The organism is uncultured Castellaniella sp. (assembly GCF_937988725.1).
Taxonomy (GTDB): domain Bacteria; phylum Pseudomonadota; class Gammaproteobacteria; order Burkholderiales; family Burkholderiaceae_B; genus Castellaniella.
Genome location: NZ_CALKHS010000010.1, coordinates 1,158,029 through 1,183,506, shown reverse-complemented (window position 1 = coordinate 1,183,506; position 25,478 = coordinate 1,158,029). Strand labels below are relative to the sequence as shown.

At 64.3% G+C, this 25,478-nt stretch carries 14 protein-coding genes; 10 read left to right on the top strand and 4 right to left on the bottom strand.

The annotated features are described in order from the left end of the window. The first annotated feature begins 44 nt into the window (after positions 1 to 44). From Q0263_RS15985 to Q0263_RS15965, 5 genes are all read left to right on the top strand, one after another. Complete coding sequence (locus Q0263_RS15985) at positions 45 to 266, top strand: hypothetical protein (RefSeq protein WP_298018337.1); 222 nt, start codon at positions 45 to 47, stop codon at positions 264 to 266. Continuing rightward, positions 247 to 2,517, top strand: a complete 2,271-nt coding sequence (locus tag Q0263_RS15980; protein WP_298018334.1) for a type I secretion system permease/ATPase — start codon at positions 247 to 249, stop codon at positions 2,515 to 2,517. The genes Q0263_RS15985 and Q0263_RS15980 overlap by 20 nt, the downstream gene beginning before the upstream one ends. A gap of 79 nt (positions 2,518 to 2,596) precedes the next feature. Beyond that, the gene (locus tag Q0263_RS15975) at positions 2,597 to 3,883 is read left to right on the top strand and encodes an HlyD family type I secretion periplasmic adaptor subunit (protein ID WP_298019177.1); all 1,287 of its coding nucleotides are present in this window, start codon (positions 2,597 to 2,599) and stop codon (positions 3,881 to 3,883) included. Positions 3,884 to 3,896: 13 nt separating this feature from the next. Further along, positions 3,897 to 4,532: a response regulator transcription factor gene (locus Q0263_RS15970; protein ID WP_298018332.1), complete on the top strand. Its 636-nt coding sequence runs from the start codon at positions 3,897 to 3,899 to the stop codon at positions 4,530 to 4,532. Between the two features lie 163 nt (positions 4,533 to 4,695). Continuing rightward, on the top strand, positions 4,696 to 11,700 hold the full coding sequence (locus tag Q0263_RS15965; RefSeq protein ID WP_298018330.1) for a retention module-containing protein: 7,005 nt from the start codon (positions 4,696 to 4,698) through the stop codon (positions 11,698 to 11,700). Positions 11,701 to 11,844: 144 nt separating this feature from the next. Here the strand turns inward: Q0263_RS15965 and Q0263_RS15960 are convergent, their stop codons facing one another. Both Q0263_RS15960 and Q0263_RS15955 read right to left on the bottom strand, forming a co-directional pair. Beyond that, positions 11,845 to 12,237 carry a type II toxin-antitoxin system HicB family antitoxin gene (locus Q0263_RS15960; RefSeq protein ID WP_298018327.1) on the bottom strand — a complete coding sequence of 131 codons (393 nt, stop codon included), beginning with the start codon at positions 12,235 to 12,237 and terminating at the stop codon, positions 11,845 to 11,847. A 16-nt stretch (positions 12,238 to 12,253) separates the two neighbouring features. Next, on the bottom strand, positions 12,254 to 12,436 hold the full coding sequence (locus Q0263_RS15955) for a type II toxin-antitoxin system HicA family toxin (RefSeq protein WP_298018324.1): 183 nt from the start codon (positions 12,434 to 12,436) through the stop codon (positions 12,254 to 12,256). Positions 12,437 to 12,752: 316 nt separating this feature from the next. On the opposite strand from Q0263_RS15955, the gene Q0263_RS15950 reads away from it, so the two are divergent. The 5 genes from Q0263_RS15950 to Q0263_RS15930 all read left to right on the top strand — a co-directional run bounded on the left by Q0263_RS15950 (position 12,753) and on the right by Q0263_RS15930 (position 24,746). Then, positions 12,753 to 21,572, top strand: a complete 8,820-nt coding sequence (locus Q0263_RS15950; RefSeq protein ID WP_298018321.1) for a retention module-containing protein — start codon at positions 12,753 to 12,755, stop codon at positions 21,570 to 21,572. 209 nt (positions 21,573 to 21,781) lie between these two features. Next, positions 21,782 to 22,048, top strand: a complete 267-nt coding sequence (locus Q0263_RS15945; protein WP_298018318.1) for a hypothetical protein — start codon at positions 21,782 to 21,784, stop codon at positions 22,046 to 22,048. Positions 22,049 to 22,051: 3 nt separating this feature from the next. Then, positions 22,052 to 22,543, top strand: a complete 492-nt coding sequence (locus tag Q0263_RS15940) for a YaiI/YqxD family protein (RefSeq protein ID WP_298018315.1) — start codon at positions 22,052 to 22,054, stop codon at positions 22,541 to 22,543. Positions 22,544 to 22,683: 140 nt separating this feature from the next. Beyond that, the gene (locus tag Q0263_RS15935; RefSeq protein ID WP_298018313.1) at positions 22,684 to 23,172 is read left to right on the top strand and encodes a MarR family transcriptional regulator; all 489 of its coding nucleotides are present in this window, start codon (positions 22,684 to 22,686) and stop codon (positions 23,170 to 23,172) included. Beyond that, complete coding sequence (locus tag Q0263_RS15930) at positions 23,169 to 24,746, top strand: MFS transporter (RefSeq protein ID WP_298018310.1); 1,578 nt, start codon at positions 23,169 to 23,171, stop codon at positions 24,744 to 24,746. Before Q0263_RS15935 ends, Q0263_RS15930 begins: the two co-directional genes overlap by 4 nt. On the opposite strand, the gene Q0263_RS15925 is transcribed toward Q0263_RS15930, so the two are convergent. Together Q0263_RS15925 and Q0263_RS15920 are read right to left on the bottom strand one after the other, a co-directional pair. Further along, positions 24,715 to 25,050: a nucleotidyltransferase domain-containing protein gene (locus Q0263_RS15925; protein WP_298018307.1), complete on the bottom strand. Its 336-nt coding sequence runs from the start codon at positions 25,048 to 25,050 to the stop codon at positions 24,715 to 24,717. The two genes, Q0263_RS15930 and Q0263_RS15925, sit on opposite strands and share 32 nt — an antisense overlap. Further along, positions 25,047 to 25,460, bottom strand: coding sequence for a nucleotidyltransferase substrate binding protein (locus tag Q0263_RS15920; protein ID WP_298018304.1), 414 nt, complete (start codon positions 25,458 to 25,460; stop codon positions 25,047 to 25,049). Before Q0263_RS15920 ends, Q0263_RS15925 begins: the two co-directional genes overlap by 4 nt. Positions 25,461 to 25,478 lie beyond the last annotated feature (18 nt).

Below are 25,478 nucleotides of genomic sequence, written 5' to 3'. Positions count from 1 at the left end.
CCGGGCAGGCAACCCGGTTTTCTCTGTGGAACAAGGAAGGGCTGATGGCCTCTGATCACGACCGCATCAAGCAGGATCTTTCACAACTGGATGCCGGATTCATCCGGGTCCTGGAAGATCTGATCGATGCATTGATCGCCAACGGGTCGCTGCGGCTGACGGACCTCCCTCCCCAGGCGCTCGAAAAACTCAATCTGCGCAAGAGCGCGCGCCAGCGTCTGCGTGACGCGCTGGATCTGATTCCCGATGACGACAACATCCTCTGACGCCGCCATGGCCGCGCAGCCCGAATCCCCCCAACCCGATTCCCCGCCCCGGGCGACGACGCCCGGGGGCGCTGCGTCGTCGGGCGCCGCCGCGGCGGACCGGGGGCCTGAGCTGCCCGGCGCGACGCCGCACCAGCTGCATGACGATCCCCTGCTGGCCAGCCTGGTCCTGGTCACCCAGCTGCTGGGTCGTCCGTGCACGGCGCAGCAATTGTCTTCGGGCCTGCCGCTGGTCGATCAATGCCTGACGCCGTCGCTGCTGACGCGGGCCGCCGGCCGGGCGCAGTGCAGCGCGCGCATCGTGCGCCGCAAACTGGGCGGCTGGTCGCGCAGCGTGTTTCCCGCCATCCTGTTCCTGAAAAACCAGCGTACCTGCGTGCTGATCCGCGAACGCGCCGACCAGTATCTGGTGCAGTACCCGGAATCCCCGGAACCCGTCGAAGTCCACAAGGCGGACCTGGAAATCGAATACGCCGGCCTGGCCGCCTTCGTGCGGCCGAAATACCGGACCGAGGACCGCACCCAGGACGCCCACATGCGGGCGCGCAGCGGCCACTGGTTCTGGGCCGCCATGCTGGGCAACTGGAAGCTCTACCGCGATGCCGTCGCGGCCGCGGTGCTGATCAACATCTTCGCCCTGGTCATGCCGCTGTACACGATGAACATCTACGATCGCGTCATTCCCAACAGCGCGGTCGAAACGCTGTGGGCGCTGACCATCGGCATCGCCCTGGCCATGGTGTTCAACCTGGCGCTGACGGCGATCCGCGCCTACGTGGTCGATATCGCCAGCAAACGCGTCGACGTGGAATTGTCCTCGCGCATCATGGAACAGGTGCTGGACCTGCGCATGGAAAGCCGGCCGGTGTCGGTCGGCTCCTTCGCGTCGAACCTGCGCTCCTTCGAGTCCGTGCGCGACTTCATCGCGTCCGCCAGCCTCACCACCCTGGTGGACCTGCCGTTCGTCGTGCTGTTCCTGGCGGTGCTGGCCTGGATCTCCCCCTGGATGGTGGCGCCGCCCATCGTGGCCATCCTGATCATCCTGTTCGTGTCGCTGTTTTCCCTGGCCCGGGTCGAAAAGATGACCCTGGAATCCTTCCAGGCCGGGGCGCAGCGCAACGCCGGCCTGATCGAGGCCCTGAACGGCATGGAAACCGTCAAGGCCCTGAACGCCCAGAGCCATTCGCAGCGCATGTGGGAAGAATCCACCCGCTGGCTGGCCGAACTGGGGGCGCACATCAAGCTCACGTCCTCCGTCACGGTCAGCTTCGTGCAGACCTGCCAGCAACTGGTCAACATCAGCGTGGTGGTGATCGGCGTCTATCTGGTGCAGGACGGCATGACCATGGGCGGCATCATCGCCGCGTCCATGATCTCCGGGCGCTGCCTGGCGCCGCTGGGGCAGGTCGTGGGCCTGATGATGCAGTATCACAACGCCAAGGCGTCCCTGAAGTCCATCGACAACTACATGTCCATGCCGGTGGAACGCCCCGCGGACCGCGCCTTCATGCCGCGCCCGCAACTGCGCGGCGGGATCGAGTTCCAGGGCGTGACCTTCGCCTATCCCAATACCCAGATGGCGGCGCTGGACGACGTCAGCTTCCGGATCCAGCCGGGTGAAAAGGTCGGCATCATCGGGCGCATCGGCTCGGGCAAGACCACGCTGGAAAAGCTGGTGCTGAAACTGTATGCGCCGGTGCAGGGGGCCATTCTGGTCGACGGCATCGATCTGAACCAGATCGATCCGGCCGACGTGCGCCGCACCATCGGCTACGTGCCCCAGGATCCCGTGCTGTTCTACGGCACCCTGAAGCACAACCTGACCATCGCATCCCCCTTCGCCTCGGACGAAGACGTGCTGCGGGCGGCCCAGCTGGCCGGCGTGGACGAATTCGCGGCCGCCCATCCGGAAGGCTACAACATGATCGTGGGCGAACGCGGCGATTCGCTGTCGGGGGGGCAGCGCCAATCCATCGCCATCGCCCGGGCGCTGGTCAATGATCCGCAGATCCTGCTGCTGGACGAGCCCAGCAGCAACATGGACCACCAGAGCGAATCCCAGCTGAAGGCCCGCCTGCGGGCGGCCAGCCAGGGCAAGACCATGATCCTGGTCACGCACCGCACCTCGCTGCTGGACCTGGTCGACCGGCTGATGGTCATCGACCACGGCCGCATCGTGGCCGACGGTCCCAAGGCCCAGGTGGTCGAGGCCCTGCGCCAGGGCCGCATCGGCGGCGCCCGCAGGAGCTGACATCATGGGATTGCTACCACATTGGTTCGACCGCCTGCGCGCCACGTTCGCCCCCGACCATCACGGCGGCGGCAAGGACATGATCGGCGACGCCACCTGGGCGCTCAGCCAGCAGCGCACCCGGGGTTCGCGGACGCTGATCTGGATGTCGCTGCTGACGCTGGGCGTGCTGATTTTCTGGGCTTCCACTGCGGAAATCGACGAAGTCGTGCGCGGCGAAGGCAAGGTTGTGCCGTCCCGCCAGGTGCAGGTCGTGCAAAGCCTGGACGGCGGCGTCGTCCAGGAAATCCTGGTGCGCCCCGGCGACAAGGTCGTCAAGAACCAGGTCCTGCTGCGCATCGACCCGACGCGGTATTCCTCGTCGCTGGGGGAAAACCGGGCCGAATCCCTGGCCCTGAAGGCCAAGGTCGCCCGCCTGGAAGCCATCGCCAACAACACGCCTTTCCAGGCGCCGGCCGATGTCGTGGAACAGGCCCCTAATCTGGCCGAGCAGGAACGCAACGTCTGGCAGGCGCGCACCCGCGAATTGCAGGCCAATCTGCAGGTCGCCCAGGAACAGCTGAACCAGCGCCAGCAGGAACTGCGTTCCACCATCGCCAACCGCGATCAGGCGGCCACCGCCTGCAGCCTGTCGTCGCGCGAATATTCCATGACCAAGCCGCTGCTGGCCAGCGGCGCCGTGTCGCAGGTGGATCTGCTGCGCCTGCAGCGCGACGTGGCGAAATACTGCGGCGACCAGAAATCGGCGGCGGCGCAGATCGACAAGATCCAGGCCGCCATCCAGGAAGCCCAGGCCAAGCTGGGCGAGACCGAGGTCACCTTCCGCAACCAGGCCCGCACGGAACTGTCCGACACCCGGGCCAAGCTGTCGTCCCTGCTGGAAAGCCAGATCGCCCTGGCGGACCGGGTCACCTCGTCCAACATCCGTTCGCCGGTCAACGGCACGGTCAAGACCCTGACGGCCAACACCATCGGCGGCGTCGTGCAGCCGGGCAAGGACATCATGGAAATCGTCCCGTCCGACGACACCCTGCTGCTGGAAGTGAAGGTCAATCCGCGCGACATCGGTTTCCTGTATCCGGGCCAGAAGGCGGAAGTCAAATTCACCGCCTATGACTTTTCCATCTACGGCGGCCTGCAGGGCCACGTGGAGGAAATCGGCGCGGACTCCATCACCGATGAAAAAGGCAATTCCTACTATCTGGTCAAGGTCCGCACCGAAAAAGCCTACGTCGGCAGCGACGAGCGGCCCATCATCCCCGGGATGATGGCCGAAGTCCACATCCTGACGGGCAAGCGCACCTTGATGCAGTATCTGCTGAAACCCGTTTTGCGAGCGCATTCCAATGCGTTCCGCGAACGCTGAAGGGGGAATGATCATGACCTTACCGGTTCTGTTGCTCACGGCGGACGAGTCGCTCTATCGGCATTGGTCGAGCCTGTCGCAGGCCGATTGGGCGCCGGCGCATGGCACCAAGCTGGCCGACCTGGCCCCCTGGGGACGCCGGGGAGTGATGGTCATCATGGATGCCCGCCTGCTGCCCACGGCCGGTTCGCAGATTCCGTCCATTCCCGCTGGCCTGCAGATCGTGGTGGCCAGCACCCATCCCGGCGACCCCGAAGGCCAGCGCGCCCTGGTGGCCGGGGCCGTCGGCTACGTGCATGCCTACATGCCGGTCCAGGGCCTGGACCGCGTCCTGCGCCACGTCATGGGCGGCGAAATCTGGGTCGGCAAGAGCATGCTGACCCGGATGCTCAGCCAGATCGGCCAAGCCGTGCCCGAACCCGATCAGGACTGGGCCCGGGACCTGACCGCCCGCGAACGCGACGTCGCCCGCTACGTCGCCCAAGGCCATTCGAACCAGTCCATCGCCGACAGCCTGGGCATCACCGAGCGCACCGTGCGGGCGCACATTTCCGCCATCTTCGAAAAAATGGGCGTCACCGACCGCCTGATGCTGGCGCTGCGGGTGCATGGGATCGACCAGCACGCGCGGCGCGGCGTGGATGTGTGATTCGATGCGGGCTTCGAGGCCGCCCGGCCATGGCTTCGAATTGTCGTCCACGCCAATAGGCATCATTTCCTTACATTGGTAGCATGCCCCCTCAAGATTGTCGCCCTGGCGCCTGCGCGCGCCCCGGCAGACGCGACCGAATTTAATCTCTGGGGAACGCTCAATGGCCACCGATACCGTCCTGATCTCTCACGTCACAGGCAAAGCCTGGATGCGCACTGCTGAGGGACAACTGATCGCCCTGCATGAAGGCATGCGAGTGCCTGTCAACGCCAGCATCCTGACGGACGAGGGGGCCTCGGTGATCCTGCAGGTCGACGGGGTGCCGGCCGTGATCCTTGGCCAGAACACCGACATGCTGGTGTCCGCCGACCTGGCTCAGGCCCAGCCCCAGCCGGCTGAACACGCCGTGGCTGTGCCGGCCGACCCCGTTGCCGACCAGGTCCTGGCTGCCCTGGATGCGGGGCAAGATCCGTTCGCTGTCCTGGATCCGACCGCGGCGGTGCTGACCGGCGGCGGTGGCGGCGGCGCCAGCTTCACGCGCCTGGCCAGCGTCACCGAAGCCGTGTCCCCTCTGGATCTGGCCTACCCGCGCCAGGGCGTGGAAACGCCGGAGTTCGTGCAACTGGGCGGTGCGGCGCCGACGCCGACAGCGGCGGACGTGCTGGCGCCGACGCCGGAACCGGCCGCTCCGACGATTAACGTCCCCGATGACAACGACAAGACTCTGGAAGGTCTGCCGGTGTTTGTGCCGGGCACCTTCACCATCAGCGAGGCCGATACGGCCGCGGGTGTGGAAGGGACGTTCACCTTCTCCGCTCCGGCCGCTCCGTCATCCCTGGAGTTCGTCTTCGCGGGCGAAACCGGCACGCCGGGCGGCGGCGCGCCCGCCGCCTCGTCCCTCACGGTCACCTTGGCCCAGCTTCAGGCGGCGACGCCGGGCAGTCCCATCGTGATCGACACGGATCGAGGCGTCCTGACTCTGACCGGCTACAACCCCGCCACGGGCACGGTCTCTTACCGTTATGTGTCCGATGGCTGGCAGGACCACACGGGCTCGGCCACGGATCCGTCCATCGGGCAATACCTGCCCGATTCCATCAGCATCACCGTGACCGACAGCCTCGGCCGTACCGCGACTGGCAGCATCGTGGCCGCCATCACGGATACGGATCCCGTGGCCCGGCCCGACACGGCCGCGGTCACGGAAGACACCGCTCCGCAGGCCGTGGGCAATGTCATCACGGGCACGGGGGTCGATGGACAGGATACGCTGGCGGCGGACCCCGCCCACGTGACGGCGATCCAGGCGCCTGGCGCGGCGGATGCCGCCCCCGTATCTGAAAGCGGCACGGTGACCGTGCAGGGCGCCTATGGCGACCTGACGATCGATGCGGACGGGAACTACACCTACACGCTGGCGGGCGAAGGCGACCCGCGCTTTGGGGCCGTGCAGGCACTGGGGGCGGACGCCCATCCCACGGAAGTCTTTACCTACACGCTGACCGACCAGGACGGCGATGTTGCCGCGACGACGCTGACGGTCACTGTCAATGGCACGAACGACGTGCCGACGATCACCTTCGGCGGCGACAACGGCGCCGACGCGAACGCGGCGGTGTCGGAAGAGGGCCTGAAGGCCGGCATCTGGCCGCCGCAGTTCCCCGGGATCCCGGATGGCGAAGGCGTTCCCGACACGACCGACAGCGCCAAGGACAGCGGCACGTTCACGGTCCACGACACGGACGCGGGCGACACGGTGACGGTGAAGCTGGGCGCGCCGTCCGATGTCCTGAGCTCGGCCGGCCAGACGGTGCATTGGGTGGTGTCGGCCGATGGCCAGACGCTGACCGGGCGCGTGGGCAGCGGGCTCTTTGCGCATGACGTGATCAAGATCTCCCTGCACGACAACGGCGGCGGGAACTACTCGTATGACGTGAAGCTGCTGGGGCCGGTCGATCACCCCGATGCGAGCATCGAGGATGCCCTGAACCTGGGCGTTCCCATCCTGGTCACGGACAGCCAGGGCGCGACGGCGACAGGCAACATCCTGACCGTGAACATCCAGGACGACAGCCCTCTGGCGGTCAACGATGACGGCGGCACGGTGACCGAGGACGCCCAGGGGCATGCTGCGGTCCTGATCGGTAATGTGCTGGTCAACGATGTTGCGGAAAGCGGCGCCTGGGGGGCGGACGGCCCGAAAGACGGAACCCACGGCTTTGCCTGGAACGCCGGCGACAATGCGGCGGCGCAGGCCGATCTGTCGCAGTACGGCACGCTGCATCTGGATGCCCTGGGGAACTGGAAGTTCACTCTGGACAACTCCCTGCCCGCCACGCAGGCGCTGGCCGAAGGCCAGACCAAGGACTTCGTCCTGAAATACACGCTGACCGACAACGACGGCGACACGTCGGAAGCCACGCTGACCATTCACATCAAGGGCGCCAACGACGCTCCCACGATCACTTTTGGCCAGGATGGCGGCCATGCGGCCGTCTCCGAGGAAGGCCTGACCGCAGCCGGTGGCAACTATGACAACGGCGTTCCCGGCCACGGGAACGACGTTCCCAGCGGCGACCAGACCAACGCGCCTTCGGCGTCCGGCTCGTTCACCATCGCGGACGTGGATGGGGATATGCCGACTGTGGCGTTGGGCGCGGGCGTGACGGCGGTCAGCCTGGACAACCCGGCCGGCGGCTCGACCACGCCGCAGGGTCTGACGTCGCATGGCGATCCCATTCAATGGGCCCCCAGCGCCGATGGCCATCATCTGATCGGCTACACCGGGACCGAGGGCGCGGACGACTACCGTGAGATCATCCAGATCGATCTGACGCCGGGCGCCGACGGGCATTATGACTATACGGTGACGCTGAAGGGCGCCATCGACCATCCGATCACGGAAGGCGCCGCCGAGGACGTGCTGAGCCTGAACGTTCCGATCGCGGTGGATGACGGCCACGGCGGCGTCACGAATTCCGCCATCACGGTGCGTGTCGAGGACGACAGCCCCTATGTCGGCACGCCCGACGCACAGGGCTCCGCCGGCCTGACCGGCATCCCCGACGTGTATGTCGGGACCGTGGACTTCACGGGTGATTCCGTCGGAACCTTGCTGGGCTTCAATGATGGCGCCATCAGGGTTACGGCCCAGGGTTTCTCGACATCAACGGATTCCACCTTGACGAGCGCCAATGTCCTCCAGACCGATAATGGCCTGGGTGTCATGAGCAATGGCGAACCCTATCTTCCTCTATCCGGCGAAGTCGATTTCCGGAACTTCGCGGATGGCAGCAGCGCTTCCGAAACCCTGACGGTCGCGCTGCAGGATGGCAAGGTCGCCTATAGCGCTCATGTGGAATTCTCCATGATGTTCGGCGGCGAACTGGAATCCGGCATGGTGGAATTCTGGCGGGGCGGCATCAAGGTCGGCCAGCAAGCCTTCAGTTCCGACGCCGGGTCCGGGGACTACGCGGCGGATTTCAACGCCGACAGCTTCGGCGGTTTCGATACGCTGGTGTTCCGGGCGACCAGCAACGGCAACACCAATTTCAGCGACAACAGCGATTTCGCCGTCAAGAGCATCACCTTCGGCGGTTCCGATCTGCCCCAGGCCCTGGCCTATGGCACGGGCCAGCTCGACTACCAGTACGGCGCCGATGGCGCGGGTGGCGTTCAATGGAACACGCCGGCGGCCGGCGCGATCTATGCCGACGGGCAGGAAGTCCAGTTCTCGTCCGAGGGCAAGGGCACCGTGCTGAACGGCATGGTCAATGGCGAACTGGCTTTTCAACTGATCCTGTCGCCCGCGACAGGGAAGTGGGAATTCTTCGAGTACAAACCCCTGACCGATGCGAACGGCGATCACCTGAATTCGCTGCCCGCTTCCTTCACGGTTACCGACGCTGACGGCGATCCCTCGGTCGGGCGGATCACCATCGGCCTGCCGGAGTTCAATCACGCGCCTGTCATTGTCGACGGCGAGACAGCCGTGTCCGAGGAAGGCTTGCCTCATGGCCTGCCGGACACGGCCGGCACGCCCACGGACACGGGCAACGAGCGGACGGCTTCCGGCACGCTGGCCATCACCGACCAGGATAGCGGTGACACGCATACGGTCACCCTGGTGAAGCCGGCGGATGATGCGTTGACCTCCCAAGGCAAGCCGGTCGTCTGGGCCCTGTCGGACAGCGATCACACCCTGATCGGCACGGTGGACGGCGTCACGGTGATCACCGTGACGATCACGGATGCCGGCGCCTACACCGTCACCTTGTCGGGCCAGATCGATCATCCGACGAAGGGCGTGGAAGATGTGCTGTCCCTGGGCATCGGCGTGCAGGTTTCCGATGGTCACGGCGGCGCCGACAGCGGCACCCTGACAGTCAACATCGAAGACGACAGCCCGGAATTCGGCCAAGTGACCGATGCCACCCTGCTCAATCAGGTGGGTGAAACGCTCGGCGATCTGGTCTTCCATACGGGAGCGGATGTCAACGGCGCGTCGCTGGACATCACCAAGATCGATGGCCTGCCCAAAGGCTACGAGGCGAAGATCAGCGACGATGGAAAGACAGCGGATATTTATCCTTCCGGACATTCGGGAACGCCGCTGTACACCGTGACCCTGAACGACAACGGCACCTACTCGGTTGATCAGCATTACGTGCTGGCAGGAACAGAGGTCCTGCCTCCTGCCGGAGGCTATGCCATCATCACCAACTCGCCGACGGATCACTACCAATGGGGGACTGATGTACAGGTGCGTGCCTTGGGTGGCGATACTCTGAATGCAAGTTCTGCGAACGGGTTTGGTATTAATAACGGCGGGCAGTTCCAGCAGGGCGAACAATTCCAGATCGCGTTCAAGGAACCCGTGTCCGAGTTCAGCCTGTCCGTAAAAAAGGTCTGGGATGCGGGCTCCGTCAAGGTCGATTTGTATAACGACGGCGAACTTGTCAAGACGCTCTATGTGGCTCTCGACAGCAGTCATTCCGTTCTCGGCATTACAAGCGGTCAACTGGGCGGGGTGGTGTTTGACCAGGTGAACGTGACGGGCCAGGGGAATATCAAGGTCGGGTTTGACAGCGACCTTCAGTACACCTCGGCTCATGTCGACGCTCCCGACTTCACCGTTCACGTCACCGGCACGGATGGCGACGGCGATTCCGTGACGACATCGTTCGATGTCGCGACCAAGGCCAACACGCCGCCTGAATTCCTCAGCGGCAGCGACACGAACGATACGCCGCCGAATCACGACACCTATGCCTTCACGGCTGCGGATCCGCATGACGGCACATCGGTTGTGGGCGAGGTGCAGGCGCACGACGTCGATGGCGATACCCTGAGCTACCAGATCACCAACGGCAACGGAGACGGCGCCTACAGCATCGATGCCGCGACCGGGGAAATCCAGGTCGACGGTTCGAAGATCGGCGATCTGTTCGGCAAGGAGCAGACCGACACGCTGACGGTGCAGGTCTCCGACGGCAAGGGCGGCACTGACATCGCGGCGGTGGACATCCATCTGGTCGGCGACAAGCTGGTGACCGGCACCAATGACCAGAACGTCCTGGCCGGGAATGTCGGCGACGACATCCTGCTGGGCGATCAGGGCGGGGCCAAGGTAACGGTCCAGCCAGGACAGAACTACAACATTGCATTGGTGGTGGATACGTCCGGTTCGATGAGCGATGACTCTGGAGAGACCAGACCGGTCTGGGTGGAGAGTAAGGAATGGCAATCGACGGGGTGGTGGCCGTGGCAAGGGCATTGGGTCGATACCAGCCATTACGAGGACCAACCGATTTCCCGTATGGAGCTCGTTCAGGACGCGCTGAAGAATCTGGCTACCCAGTTGGCGAACCACGATGGCAAGGTCAATGTGACCCTGATCGGATTCGCGGGTACGGCGACGGATGTCACGCCAAGCCATGGGCAGTCGGGTTATGTGTTCAAGGATCTTGATGCCACGAAGCTCGCTGCGTTGATCGACAAGATCGACGATCTGACGGCTGATGGTGCGACAAACTACGAAGACGCTTTCAAGCAGGCGGGGGACTGGTTCCAGTCACTGCCGTCCGATGGCAGCTACAAGGACCTGACCTTCTTCCTGACCGACGGGAATCCCACGACCCATATCGGCGAAGGGGGCGGCAGCTATACGAACTATGGCGACGTGGCCAACGCCTTGGACGACTTTCAGCAGGTCGCCGGCTACGGCGAGGTCCATGCCATCGGCATCGGTGCCGGGATCAACGAGAGCATCCTGAAGTTTTTCGACAATACGAGCACCACCGGATCGCAATGGGTGCAACTCGAGGATGGCAGCTGGGTCCATGCCGAAGCCGGCCAGGTCGACATCGTCAACGATGCCGACGGCCTGAATGCCGCTTTGCAGGGCGGCGGACCGGACAGCATCGATCCGCTGCCCGTCAGCAACGACACCCTGTCGGGCGGCGACGGCAACGACATCCTGTTCGGCGACGCCATCAACACCGATGGCCTGACCTGGGCGGGGCGCCCGGACAATCTTCCAGACGGCTCGGGCCTGGATGCCTTGAAGGCCTACCTGAAGGTCGATCTGGGCCACGATGCCTCGAATCAGGACATCTACGACTACATCAAGGGCCATTCCGATCAGTTCAACGTCGCGGGCGATGAGCGGGGCGGGAATGACACCCTGGATGGCGGGGCCGGGAACGACACCCTGTACGGCCAGGGCGGCAACGATACGCTGATCGGCGGGGCAGGCAACGACACGCTGTATGGCGGCGCCGGCGACGACGTCTTTGTCTGGAAGCTGGGCGACCAGGCTGCGGCGGGCCAACCCGCGGCGGTGGATCATGTGATGGACTTCGGCGTGGATGCCGCCGGCGCCAATGGCAAGGATCTTCTGGATCTTAGCGATCTGCTCAAGGGCCATGCCGACGGCGCCACGCCGGGCGATCATGGTGACCTGACGCAGTACCTGCACATCAGCGGTGACGGCAGCAAGACCGTCATCGACGTGAAGGTCAACGCGGACGGTACGGCAGCCGATCATGTGACTCAGCAGATCGTCATCGACAACGTCGACCTGACGATCGGCCATGGCAGCGATCAAACGGCTCTCATCAACAGCCTGATCAACGATGGCAAGCTGAAGGTCGATCCCAGCTAAGCGGCACTTTACGCAGGTCCTGCGCCCGCGCTCCCGGTGTTTCCGGGGCGCGGGCGTTTCTCTTTGGGCGGCGGCAAACTCACCGATGTGACTTTTTCAGATGTCCGTAGTTTCCAGCCTGGCGGGGTGAACACGGCATCAGGCTCAGTGTGTCATCGTCATCTGCGCGATGTAGCCGGATCGGGTTTCGCCCGCTGATTTTGCCCGCTGATCCAGCAGCGCCAGGATGCGGCGGGGCAGGGTAATGTTCACCCGCTCGGTTGTGTCATCCATCAGGGCGGGGTCGACTTCAGCAATTGCCCATATCCAGCCATCGTATTCCCCTGACCTTTGCAGATCGGTGATGTGGGACGGCTTGGGAATAGTTTCCTGGTGGGCGATGGCGTCCTCGATCCACAGAGAGATCGCCTCTTTGGCATTCTCGATGGCCTCGTCGATGCCTGTGTCGGCGGCGGAAAAACAGCCGGGCAGATCAGGGACGACGACGCCCCAAGCGGTCGTGTCGTTGCCAGGCTCGATAGCGATCGGATACTTCATGATGGCCCCTTATTCCTTATTTCATGTTGGCTTGACGAAGCAGCTTGGCCACGAGTCCGGTACCTAGATCCTTTTTAGGGTGAGGCACGCTGATGTGGCCGGACCGTTCGGAATGTCTGTAGACGTGATGAGAACCTTTGACGTTCTGCAAGCGCCATCCAGCTTTTTCAAGCTGCTTGATAAGGTCTGCACTGTTCATCGTGTGTGCTATACACATTATAGCGAGTGAAATCACATATTGTCCGGACTGCGGCTAATCTCTTCCAGCCGGCAGATCTACCGAGGGTTGGAAATGTCATTCCTGGGCTTACCGAGCCATCATGCCTGTGTCACTGGTGCCTGACGCCCCAACATCTCCCTACGGGTTACCACCTGCTCAAAATCCCTCTTTATTGGCCGACCCGCCAATAGGCATCATTTCCTTACATCGGTAGCATCTCTCCTCATGATCGCCGCCATGGCGTTTGGATGCGCCCTGGCAGGCATGACCGAATTCCACCTCTGGGGAACCCACCATGGCCACCGATACCGTCCTGATCACCCACGTCACTGGCAAAGCCTGGATGCGCAACGCCGATGGGCAACTGATCGCGCTGCACGAAGGCATGCGCGTGCCCGTCGATGCGCACATCCTGACGGACGGGGGCGCCAGCGTCACCCTGCAGGCCACCGGTGTGCCGCCGGTCATCGTCGGCCAGAACACCGACATGCTGGTGTCCGACGACCTGGCCCAGGTCCAGCCGCAGCCGGCCGACAATGCCGTGGCTCCGCCGGCCGATCCGGTGGCCAATCAGGTCCTGGCCGCGCTGGATGCGGGGCAGGACCCGTTCGCCGTTCTGGATCCGACCGCTGCGGTGCTGACTGGCGGCGGGGGCGGCGGCGCCAGCTTCACGCGTTTGTCGAGTGTCGTGGAAACGGTCTCCCCGTTGGCTCTGGCCTACCCGCGTCCGGGCCTGGAAACGCCGGAATTCGTGCAACTGGGCGGGGCCGCGCCGGCGCCGACGGAAGCCGCGCCGGCTCCGGTGCCGGCCGGCCCGACCATCGATGTGCCTGATACCAACGATCAACCGGGCGGCGACGGTCAGCCGCCCGTCGCGGTGCCCGGCAATTTCAGCATCGTCGAATCGGATACGGGAGTCGGTGTCGAGGGCACGTTCAGCTTCACGGCCGCGGGCGGACTGCAGGCATTGGTATTCAATTTCGCCGGCGAAACCGGCACGCCCGGCGGCGCCGCGGCTCCGGCGGACGCCAGCCAGCTCGTCACCCTGGCCCAGTTGCTGGCTTCGTCCGGGACCCCCATCGCGATTGACACCGACCGCGGGCTGCTGGTGATCACTGGCTACAACCCGACGACGGGCGAAGTCTCTTATCGCTATACCTCCGACGGGGCGCAGGACCACCGGCAGGGAGACGGCGAATCGGTGCTCGACTCCATCGGCATCACCGTGGTCGATAACCAGGGAAGAACCGCCTCGTCGGATCTGGTGGCGAACGTTACGGATACTGTGCCCGTGGCCAATCCGGATGCCAATGCGATCGACGAAGACGGCAGTTCGGTCACCGGCAATGTGCTGGGCGCCGCCGGGGCGTCCGCGGGCGATGTCGCGGACACGCAAGGCGCCGATGGCGCCAAGGTGACGGGCGTTCAAGAGCCGGGCGCGGCGGGCAGTTCGGCCGTGGCCGACAGCGGTACGACGGTGTTCCATGGCCAGTATGGCGACCTGACGATTGATGCGCAGGGCCAGTACACCTACGCGTTGGCCGTTGAAGGCGACCCGCGCTATCTGGCGCTGCAGGGGCTGGCCGAAGGCCAGCAGGTCAATGAAGTCTTTAAATACACGCTGACCGATGGCGACAATGACCAGTCCTCGGCCGATCTGACGATTACGGTGACGGGCGCCGATGATGGCGTGACGGTTGTGGTGCCGCCGACTGACGATGGCGATCCGGTGCATGGCTCGACGACGGATAACACGGTTTTTGAAAGCGGGCTGGCCAACGGCAGTGCGCCTGGCGCGGCGGACCTGACGGCTGCCGGGTCGTTCACGGTGCAGGCGCTCGACGGCCTGCATGCCAGCGAAGCGGTGACGTTGGGCTATACGGATGCGGGCGGCAACCCGGCCACATTGGTGCTGGGCAAGGCGGCGCTGGAGGCGCTGGGCACGACGCATCAGACGGTGACGACGCAGTACGGCACGATGGAACTCATCGGCTACAGCCAGGCGGCCGATGGCACGATCACGGTGAACTACAGCTACACGCTGGTCAATGCGCCCGTGGTTGATGGGGCCTCGACGACCGATGGCTTCACGGTGGTGGCCAAGGACGTGGACGGGGATGTGAACCCGACGCAGGATCTGGACATCCGGATCGTGGACGATGCGCCGGTGGCTGCCGACGATGCCAATGCGATTGGCGAGAGCGGCACTTCGGTGACGGGCAATGTGCTGGGCGCCGCTGGCGCGACGGCGGGCGATGCCCTCGATACGCAAGGCGCCGATGGCGCCAAGGTGACCGGTGTTCAAGAGCCGGGCGCGGCGGGCAGTTCGGCCGTGGCCGGCAGCGGCGAGACGGTGTTCCATGGCCAATATGGCGACCTGACGATTGATGCGCAGGGCCAGTACACCTACGCGCTGGCCGTTGAAGGCGACCCGCGCTACCTGGCGCTGCAGGGCCTGGCCGAAGGCCAGCAGGTCAATGAAGTCTTTAAATACACGCTGACCGATGGCGACAATGACCAGTCCTCGGCCGATCTGACAATCACGGTGACGGGCGCCGATGATGGCGTGACGGTGGTGGTGCCGCCGACGGAGACGGGCAATCCGGTGCATGGCACGACGACGGATAACACGGTCTTTGAAAGTGGCTTGGCCGATGGCAGCGCGCCCGATGCGGTGGACCTGACGGCTGCCGGGTCGTTCACGGTGCAGGCGCTCGACGGGCTGCATGCCAGCGAGGCGGTGACGCTGGGCTACACGGATGCGGGCGGCAGCGCGGCCACGCTGGTGCTGAGCAAGGCGGCGCTGGAAGCGTTGGGCACGGCGCATCAGACGGTGACGACGCAGTACGGCACGATGGAGCTCACTGGCTACAGCCAGGCGGCCGATGGCACGATTACGGTGAACTACAGCTACACGCTGGTCAATGCGCCCGTGGTTGATGGGGCCTCGACGACCGATGGCTTCACGGTGGTGGCCAAGGACGTGGACGGGGATGTGAATCCGGCGCAGGATCTGAACATCCGGATCGTGGACGATGCACCGCAGGCGCATCTGGACGTGGACAGCATCGCGGCTGGCGGCACGGCGGCTGCGGGCAACGTGATCACGGGCGAGGGCACGGCGGGCGGCACGGCCAATGCCGACGTGCAGGGCGCCGATGGCGCGCACGTGAGCCTGGTCACGAGCAACAATGTCTCGACGAATACGGCCACGACCGACGGCTCGGGCAATCTGGTGATCAATGGTCAGTACGGGGTGCTGACGATCGGCGCGGATGGCGAGTACAGCTACGTGCGCAATCCGGGCACGGCCGGCGGCGTGAGCGACGTGTTCACCTACACGTTGAGCGACGGCGATACGGACACGGATACTGCCACGCTGACGATCAACATCGGCAACGATGTGCCGACGATCGGCGCGATCCCGGCGGCGGGCGGCGAGGACACGCAGGTGTACGAAGCGGGCCTGCTGGCCTCGCGCGGCACGGGCGAGTCGGCGGGCTCGGACAGCACGGCGCCGACGACGGCCGATGGCACGATCGCGTTCACTTCGCACGACGGCGTGGGCTCGGTAAGCCTGGGCGGTCATGCGCTGAGCAGCGATTCGTCCGCGCCGACGGTGTTTGCCGACGGCACGCGCGGCTCGGTGAGCGCGTACTACACGTACGACGCGGCCACGGGGGCGGGCACGATCCACTACGCTTACACGCTGGTGGACAACACACTGTCCGATCCGGATTCGACGAGCTTCGCGGTGGTGGTGACCGATGCGGACGGCCAGGACAGCACGGGCACCCACAATCTGGTGATCGACATCGTGGACGATGCGCCGCACGCGCATCTGGACGTGGACAGCATCGCGGCTGGCGGCACGACGGCTGCGGGCAATGTGATCACGGGCGAGGGCACGGCGGGCGGCACGGCCAATGCCGACGTGCAGGGCGCCGATGGCGCGCACGTGAGCCTGGTCACGAGCAACAATGTCTCGACGAATACGGCCACGACCGACGGCTCGGGCAATCTGGTGATCAATGGTCAGTACGGGGTGCTGACGATCGGCGCGGATGGCGAGTACAGCTACGTGCGCAATCCGGGCACGGCCGGCGGCGTGAGCGACGTGTTCACCTACACGTTGAGCGACGGCGATACGGACACGGATACTGCCACGCTGACGATCAACATCGGCAACGATGTGCCGACGATCGGCGCGATCCCGGCGGCGGGCGGCGAGGACACGCAGGTGTACGAAGCGGGCCTGCTGGCCTCGCGCGGCACGGGCGAGTCGGCGGGCTCGGACAGCACGGCGCCGACGACGGCCGATGGCACGATCGCGTTCACTTCGCACGACGGCGTGGGCTCGGTAAGCCTGGGCGGTCATGCGCTGAGCAGCGATTCGTCCGCGCCGACGGTGTTTGCCGACGGCACGCGCGGCTCGGTGAGCGCGTACTACACGTACGACGCGGCCACGGGGGCGGGCACGATCCACTACGCTTACACGCTGGTGGACAACACACTGTCCGATCCGGATTCGACGAGCTTCGCGGTGGTGGTGACCGATGCGGACGGCCAGGACAGCACGGGCACCCACAATCTGGTGATCGACATCGTGGACGATGCGCCGCACGCGGTGGCCGACACCAACAGCGTGACCGAGGGCGGTTCCACCGGCGGCAATGTGCTGACCGACGGCCCGGATGATGTGCTGGGCGCCGATGGCGCCGTGGTGACGGGCGTGGCCACGGGCTCGAACACGGCATCGCCGGTGAGCGGCAATCTGGGCGGCACGGGCATTGCTGGCACGTACGGCACACTGATCCTGAACGCCAACGGCAGCTACACCTACAAGGCCAACCCGGATGCGGTGACGGCCAATGCGGTGGATCACTTCGTGTACACCATCACGGACGGCGATGGCGACACCTCGACGGTGACGCTGAACATCAACGTGAGCAACGTGAGCCTGGGGGCGGACAACGCCACGGTCACGGTGGATGAGGCTGCGCTGGCCAGCGGCAGCAATCCGGGCAGCACGGCCGAGACGGCGGGCGGCACGCTGGCGGTGGCTGGCGCGACCAGCTACGCGTTTGCCAGCGGCACGGATGGCACGGGCGCCCACGGCACGCTGACGCTGAACCCGAACGGCACGTACAGCTACACGCTGAACACGCCCGTGGACGGCACGACGGCCGACAACGGGACGAACACCGTCAACGGGGTGGAGACCTTCCACTACACGGCCACGGATGCCAACGGCAACACGGTCAACGGCACCATCACGGTCAATGTGGTCGACGACGTGCCTACCTTCGGCACGCACGAGAACATCTCGATGGCCAACGAGGCGGGCACGGAGACGGGGGATCTGGTATTCAATACCGGGGCGGACGTGGATGGCGCCACGCACGTGATCTCCAGCATCACCGGCTTGCCGTCGGACTGGACGGTGAGCGGCTTGAACACCGGGGTCGGTACGATCAAGGATCAGGACGGGACGCCGATCTTCACGGTGACGCTGAACCCTGATAATGCGACGTATACGGTCCAGCAATTGGCTACGCGCCCGGGATCCACGGAGACCTTCGATGTGGCGGCCAACATCAGCAACTCGCCCATCACGACCTACGATTTTGGCTTTGCCACGCTGACTGCGCTCAATGGAGGCACGTTCAATGCCAATACCATTGGCGGCACCAGCAATCATGAATTCGGCATAGGCAACCCGCAGTTCAATGGCAGCGAAAGCTTCCGCATGGTGTTCGACGAGCCTCTGTCGCACTTCTCCCTGGATATCTCGACGTTCAAGACAGCTGGCACGATTGACGTACTGGTTCAGAGCGGCAGCCAGAGCGTCCTGGTCCACGTCCCCGTTTCGAGCGGGACTTCGGCGATTGAAATCACGCCGGCTGATCTCGCCGCCGCAGGCGCTCCGTTCACCAGCTTTGATACGGTCACCTTGACGGCCACTGGCGGCGTCAACGTCTCCTTCTCTACGTTGTCCTATACGGAAAGCGTTCCTGCGACGGACATGTCGTTCACCGTCAATGTGACCGGCACGGATGGCGACGGCGATACGGCGACGACATCGTTCGTCGTGACCTCGGAGGGCTCGGACAACGCGGCGCCCAGCATCACCGGCGCGGAGCTGCTGGTGTCCGAGGCCAGCATGAACACCCTGATGACAGGCGCGCTGATGGTTGCCGACCCCGGCGATACCGGCGCTCATCACATCAGCCTGCTGGCCCCGCCCACTGGCGCCTTCAAGTCGGATGGGCGCCCGGTGCACTGGGACATTTCCGATGACGGCCATACCTTGACGGGCAGCACGAAGGATACGGGCAACACCGTCGGCCACGACGTGATTACGGTCACCATCGACGACAACGGGAATTACACGGTCAAGCTGCTTGCTCCCATCGAACACCCGGGCCATAACCCGCAGAACGATGTGACGTCCTTCGACGTCAGGGTCAAGGTCACGGATTCGCAGGGCTCGACGGGCACTTCCAACCTGACGATCCATATCCAGGACGACGCGCCGGCCAACAATCCCAATGCCGATAGCGACCTGGGCATCCCCGTCAGCGTCATCAGCGTGGGCGAACTGGAATCCGGCTTCACGAACTGGAAGCTGGAGAACAACGGCTCTTTGTCTCAGACGATCAATAACGACAGCGATCCCGGGATCGATCGGATCGTCTGGGGCGACAAGAGCCAGGGCTCGGGCTATGCCTTCGTGGATAACGAGGGCCTGCGAGGCGCGGATTCCAACCTCCTGGATACCACGTTCAAGCTGGGGACGTTCACCCACAATAATTTCCCGGTTTCGGGCAATTCGCTGACCTCGGTCGACCTGCAGGTCTCCATCCATGTGACGATCGATGGCGTCGAACACGTCGTCAACCACACGATCAAGCTCAGCCATACGGAAACGCCGAACAACTACGGTGATTCGCGGGACGACGATATCGTGTCCATCACGAACTCGACGGCCACGCAGACCTTCACGGTGGGCGATCGGACCTATGTCCTGGATATCAAGGGTTTCCTGGACGCGAACGGGAACCTGGTGTCGACGATCCACACGCAGGAGAACAAGGCGAGTTCCTTCGACCTGTATGCCACGATTTCCTCCACGGATACGTTGCCCCGGGTCGAAGGGGACCTGTTCGACCAGAGTTCCGGCATCACGACGTGGCAGTACGGCGCCGATGGCGCCGGGTCGGTGACCTGGGAAAATGGGGTCGCGGGAGCCGGCGGGTCCACGGTCATCACCAATCAGTACGGGACGTTGACGGTGGGAGCCGACGGACATTACGTGTTCGAGATGAGCCGGGCGGCGAGGGACAACTTCCAGATCGGCGACAAGAGCCTGAACTACAACTACACCGTCACGGACGCCGACGGAGATACCCAGGTCGGGCACATCACGATCGACCTGAGCGGCTACAAGAACATCCCGACGGTGCCGACGATCGATCACGCGGCGGACAGCACTCTGCTGGCCAACGAGGTCGGCCTGGTGACCACGGCGGACACCGGCATCGACGTGGGCAAGGATGTGTCGGGCGCCACGATCGCCATCACGGGCGCGGACCAGGCGAGCCTGAACGGCTCGGCTGTGACGGCCAGCGTCATGGTGGACGGTTCGCCGCAGACGATCACCCTGACGTCCAACGGGCATGCCCTGGTGTATCAACAGGATGCCGCGACGGGCAAACTGTACGCGGTCTACCAGGATGACTCGGGACATAAGGTGTTCGAGGTGTCCGGGTCGGCGGCGGACGGCACCTATTCCGTGCATATGATCGATGCCCTGGATCCGGTCTCGTCGTACGTCACGACGCAACCGGGGGCGAACGGAACCGCCAATTTCGACTTCGGCGATTCCAGCAGCCGGGCGAGCGTCAGCGATACTGAGGACGGCGTCAAGCTGACGCTGTCGGCCTTCCTCGACAAGGGCGGTGTCGATGGCGTCAAGGATGGCAGCGACACGGTTGCGAATGTCGTGGTGAACGACAGCAGCAACCGGGGCATCAGCGTCGACAACACCGGCTGGAACAACAACAGCGAAACGGGCTACATCCAGAATAATTCGGAATCCGGCAACAAGGCGGACGGCAGCTTCGGTGAGAAGCTGGTGCTCGATTTCAGCGCCAATGCGGCCGAAGGCCGGCATATCACCGAGGTGGCCCTGACCTTGAACCAGTTCGGCGACCGGCAGGCGGATGGGTGGAGCCCGTCCAGGGGCGACGAGGACACGGCTCGTATCACCGTGTTTTATACCGACGGCTCGCACGAGAACGTGGATGTCACTGCGGCGGCTCGATCCTTTTGGGATGGCTCGAACAGCGATTCCGGAAGCCAGGACGTCACCATCCAGGCGTCGGGCGGCAGGGATATCGATCGCATCGTCATCGGCGCGGGCGATACCTCCAGCCAGTTCTCGGTGGATGAGCAGATCCAGGTGAAATGGCATACCGACGCCCATGACGTCACCCATGTCGTCGACCAGGACAGCCTGACCCTGCATCTGGGCGCCACCGTGACGGACGGCACCTCCGATCAGGCCTCGACGAACTTCGATGTGTCGATCGACAATTCGTCCAGCCAGGCCAATACCCTGCATGGCACGGGTGGCAACGACGCGCTGTTCGGCGGTCAGGGTTCCGACACGCTGGTGGGAGGAGACGGCAACGACCATCTGCACGGTGGCGCCGGCAACGACTTCCTGACCGGCAGCGCGGGCGACGATGTGTTCGTCTGGAAGCTGGGCGACCAGGCCGCGGCCGGGCAGCCGGCGGCGGTGGACCACGTCACGGACTTTGGTGTGACGAGCGGCGGCTCGCTGGGCAAGGATACCCTCGACCTGACCGAGCTGCTGAGCGGCCATACGGATGCCAACGATCTGACGCAGTATCTCCACATCAGCGGAGGCACCGGCGCGGACACAGGCAAGACCATCATCAATGTCAGCACCGATGGCGATGTGGCCAACAGCCATAACCAGCAGATCGTCATCGACAACGTCGATCTGACGGCCGGCCACGGCGGCGATCAGGCGGCTTTGATCCAGAGCCTGATCAACGACGGGAAACTGAAGGTCGACCACAGCTGATCCTGCCGTAGTCAGTCGTTGTAGGACACAGGCCCGCATCCAGGAAGCTCTGGATGCGGGCCTGTGCATTTTTATGTTCACTGACCCGAGCGAAGCGTTGGCTGTGCGGGTTCAAAAACAGCCTCCTCGAATTCCCTGGCGGGATTCAATATCCTCTAAGATGCAGCCTGGCAAGCTTGCCACTGACAGACTTCAGCACCGAGCCCTTCATGAAAAAAACCGATCTGGACAAGCAAAAAGCCCTGAAACTCATGGGCAAGCTCAATGCTGCCATCCCGCCGAGCCGCTACGCGGGCGCCGCGCCTGCTCTGGATCGCCGCGAACAGCGACGCCTGGGCCAGGCCGCCGGCCTGGTGTCTTTCCCCGTCAAGTTGCGCCAGCCACTGATTTCGGCCTTGAACGCCAAGGCACAGGCTGATCACATTAGCGTCAACGAATTGGTGAACACGCTGCTGGCCGAAGCGCTGAAGGGCTAGCTCGTGAATATATGGGTCGATGCCGACGCCTGTCCGGCCGTCATCAAGGACATCCTGTATCGGGCGGCGCAACGAGTGCGGCAACCACTGACGTTGGTGGCCAATCAAATGCTGCGTACGCCGCCATCGTCTTTGATCCGGGCCGTCCAGGTGCCGCAAGGCTTCGATGTGGCGGACAACTACATCGTTGAACATGCATCCATCGGTGATCTGGTCATTACCGCGGACATCCCTCTGGCAAGCGAGGCCCTGCGCAAAGGGGCGCTGGTGCTCAGCCCTCGCGGCGAGTGCTACACAGCCGACAGCATCAGTGAACGGCTGACAATGCGAGACATGATGGAGGAATTGCGCAGCGCTGGCGTCGATACGGGCGGGCCGGCGGCTTTCAGCCAAGCGGACAGGCGCGCATTTGCCAATGCGCTGGACAAACTGTTGCAGAAGGCGCTACGGATGTGCGCATCGACTGGCGACACGCCAGCGATCAGGCATCCTTGATTCAGAGTCTTCGATGATAAGTTAGCTACATTTGATATAATTTCAAATGAAATTACTTATCTGGCTTGTCTGCGAGGGCGAGCGAAGCCGTATCGGCGGGCGGGGCGTTCTTCCCGCCCGCCGATGCTCTGGACGCACACATGTCATTCGAATCCCGCATCGACCGGTTCTGCAAAGCCCATCCGGGGGCTCCCCGCGAAGACATCCTGGCCACGCGGCTGCTGTTTCGCACGGCCCGCCTGCTGCATGAGCGCATCGACCGGGCGCTCGCGCCGTTTTCGCTGAACATGTCGCAATATCTGGTGTTGAGCATGCTGGCCGCCGATGAAGGCGAACCCAGCTCGCCTTCGGAGGTCGGCGCCACGCTGGATGCCACGCGGACCCAGATGACCCGCATTCTGGATGCCCTGCAGACACAGGGCCTGATCCGGCGGCGCGCCAGCGAACAGGACCGCCGCAGCCTCGAACTCGAACTCACGGCCGCCGGCCGGCGCATGGTGGAAAAGGCCGCGCCTGCGGTGCACGCCGCTTACGTCCGGGTCTGGGCCTTCGTGGGGCCTCAGGATCGCGCCGTCACCACGGCCGGTCTGAAACAGCTGCATGCCGGGCTGGAGTCGGAACCGTCATGAAGCGTCCGCTGCATCGCAGGGTCCGGCCGCGCCGCCTGCTGGGCCTGGCCAGGCTGCTGACCCGCCGGGAACGGCAGCTGATCTCCATGATGCTGCTGGCGCTCATCGTGTCGGTGGAATTCTTCGAGAACGTGATGTTCGTGTTCTCGGCCAGCCACATCATGGGCGGCCTGGGCGCCGATCCGCGCAGCTTCGCGCTGGCGCAGTCGGCCTACGCGGTGGGCAGCCTGCTGATGATCGTCAAGCAGCAATGGCTCGCGCAAAATTTCGGCTACAGGCGCTACCTGACGGCGGCGCTGGCTATCTTCACGGCGGGCACGCTCATGGCGGCGGGCAGCTCCGGGCTGCCCGAATTTCTGGCGGCGCGGTTCGTCCAGGGGCTCGGCGGCGGGGCTCTGTTCACCAGCAGCCGGGTCCTGATCAACATCATGTTCTCGCCCGCCGACCGACCGCGGGCGGCGCGCATCTACATCATCGGAATATTCACCGCCACGGCGCTGGCGCCGGCCATCGCGGCCGAGCTCATGGATCATGGCGTCTGGCAGGACGTGTTCTATGGCGTCGCCCCGCTGTCGGCCATCGCTGCCCTGGGCGCCTGGCGCCTGCTGCCCGATGCCGAACCCCGCACCCGGCCGCGCAGGCCTCTGCTGGCGCCTCTGCTGTGGTTCGGCCTGGCGGTCGCCGCGCTGCAGGCAGCGCTCACCGAGGCGCGCTTCGACATGTTCTCGCACCCGGCCCGCCCGATCCTGGCGGCCGCCGTCGGCATGCTGCTGCTGATCGGCTTTCTGCACCATCAGTGGCGCCAGGACGAGCCGCTGCTGCACTTGCGCGTCTTGCGCAATCCGGTGTACTTGACCGGGCTGGCCCTGTACTTCATGTACTACCTGATCAGTTACTTCAGCAGCTATCTGTTTCCCATTTACGCCGAGCAGGCGCTGGAGATGCCGCTGTCCACGGTGGGCTGGCTCGACACCCTGGCCGGGCTGATCAGTTTCGGCGCGGTCCTGGTCTATCTGCGATACGGCAAACTGGTCAAGCGCAAGAAGCCCATGATGGTCGCCGGCCTGCTGGTCATGGCCCTGGCGGCCTGGCAGTTCTCCCGCATGCCGCCGGACGTGACGCCCGGCGCGCTGATTCCCAGTCTTGCGACCAAGGGGCTGTTCGCCGCGCTGTTCGTCATTCCCGTGGCGGGGCTGACGTATCGCGGCCTGGATGACAAGGCGTTCGCCCATGGCTACCAGAGCAAGAACCTGATGCGGCAGGTGGCGACGTCGCTGGCTTCGGCGCTGGGCGCCATCCTGTTGCAGAACCGGCAGTTCAGCGTGCAGGCCTCGCTGATCGACAGCACGGGCAACCAGCCCGCCGTCACCCTGGACTGGCTGCATCACGCGCAGGCGGCGCTGGTGGCGCACGGCATGGATGCCGGCGTCGCCGCCCGGACCGCCATGGCCCAACTGGCCGGCATGGTCGATCGCCAGGCCGTGCTGATCGCCAGCGAAGACCTTTACCGGCTGACCATCGTCGTCGCCGTGATGGGCGCCGCTATCGTCCTGACGCAGCGCCGTCTGGCCTGACGATGATCTTGTGCTGATCGATCACTTGCTTGAATGACTCGGGCGTTGCGGCCCAGTCCACGATGTCCACTTTCCAGGGCAGGTCCGACTCGCTGAAATCGTCCGCCAGGGCGGCGCGCGTTTCCAGCGGCAGGGGCTGGTCGGTCATGATGGCGAGGTCAAGGTCTGAATACGGTTTGGCTGTTCTGCGGGCGCGTGAGCCGAAGATCCAGATGTCGTATCGTGGCACGTGCCTGAGCAAAATGCTCTTGACGATCGCCCACTGCGTGGGTGTGATGTCGATGTTTGGGGTGGCGCCTGTCATGAGCGTCGGGCTTTGATCTGATCTCTCAAATGGCGGGCCTCTTGCAGGAATGCGGGAATGTGCGCCACGACTTCCAGGGCGATCTTCTCATCGTAGGTATGGCTGGTCTTGCCGCGCATTTCGCGATAGGTGCGCCAGCGCGGCCAGTCGCTGAGCAGCAGGCCTTGCTCGTTTCCGCTGCGGATCAGGTCTTGAAAGGCCATGCCGTCGAATTGCGCGGGTGTTGCGGAAGTCATTTCCAGATAGCGCTTCAGCATCTTGTGGCTGATTTCGTAGCTGAATTCAAAGCGCTGGATCAGCCCATCCCGGATTTGGGTGTCGGTGATGTCCTGTTCGTAGCGGGCGATGCCTTCGGCCAGCCTTTGCAAGGCGTTGTCGAGCGAAGTCAGGTCTATCGGGATGTTGGCCATGGGTGTCTTCCGTCTGGA

What these genes read in the sequence shown, in the direction of transcription:
- Q0263_RS15985 (WP_298018337.1), top strand. Translation starts at nt 45, where the DNA reads ATGGCCTCTGATCACGACCGCATCAAGCAGGATCTTTCACAACTGGAT.
- Q0263_RS15980 (WP_298018334.1), top strand. Translation starts at nt 247, where the DNA reads ATGACGACAACATCCTCTGACGCCGCCATGGCCGCGCAGCCCGAATCC.
- Q0263_RS15975 (WP_298019177.1), top strand. Translation starts at nt 2,597, where the DNA reads ATGATCGGCGACGCCACCTGGGCGCTCAGCCAGCAGCGCACCCGGGGT.
- Q0263_RS15970 (WP_298018332.1), top strand. Translation starts at nt 3,897, where the DNA reads ATGACCTTACCGGTTCTGTTGCTCACGGCGGACGAGTCGCTCTATCGG.
- Q0263_RS15965 (WP_298018330.1), top strand. Translation starts at nt 4,696, where the DNA reads ATGGCCACCGATACCGTCCTGATCTCTCACGTCACAGGCAAAGCCTGG.
- Q0263_RS15960 (WP_298018327.1), bottom strand. Translation starts at nt 12,237, where the DNA reads ATGAAGTATCCGATCGCTATCGAGCCTGGCAACGACACGACCGCTTGG.
- Q0263_RS15955 (WP_298018324.1), bottom strand. Translation starts at nt 12,436, where the DNA reads ATGAACAGTGCAGACCTTATCAAGCAGCTTGAAAAAGCTGGATGGCGC.
- Q0263_RS15950 (WP_298018321.1), top strand. Translation starts at nt 12,753, where the DNA reads ATGGCCACCGATACCGTCCTGATCACCCACGTCACTGGCAAAGCCTGG.
- Q0263_RS15945 (WP_298018318.1), top strand. Translation starts at nt 21,782, where the DNA reads ATGAAAAAAACCGATCTGGACAAGCAAAAAGCCCTGAAACTCATGGGC.
- Q0263_RS15935 (WP_298018313.1), top strand. Translation starts at nt 22,684, where the DNA reads ATGTCATTCGAATCCCGCATCGACCGGTTCTGCAAAGCCCATCCGGGG.
- Q0263_RS15930 (WP_298018310.1), top strand. Translation starts at nt 23,169, where the DNA reads ATGAAGCGTCCGCTGCATCGCAGGGTCCGGCCGCGCCGCCTGCTGGGC.
- Q0263_RS15925 (WP_298018307.1), bottom strand. Translation starts at nt 25,050, where the DNA reads ATGACAGGCGCCACCCCAAACATCGACATCACACCCACGCAGTGGGCG.
- Q0263_RS15920 (WP_298018304.1), bottom strand. Translation starts at nt 25,460, where the DNA reads ATGGCCAACATCCCGATAGACCTGACTTCGCTCGACAACGCCTTGCAA.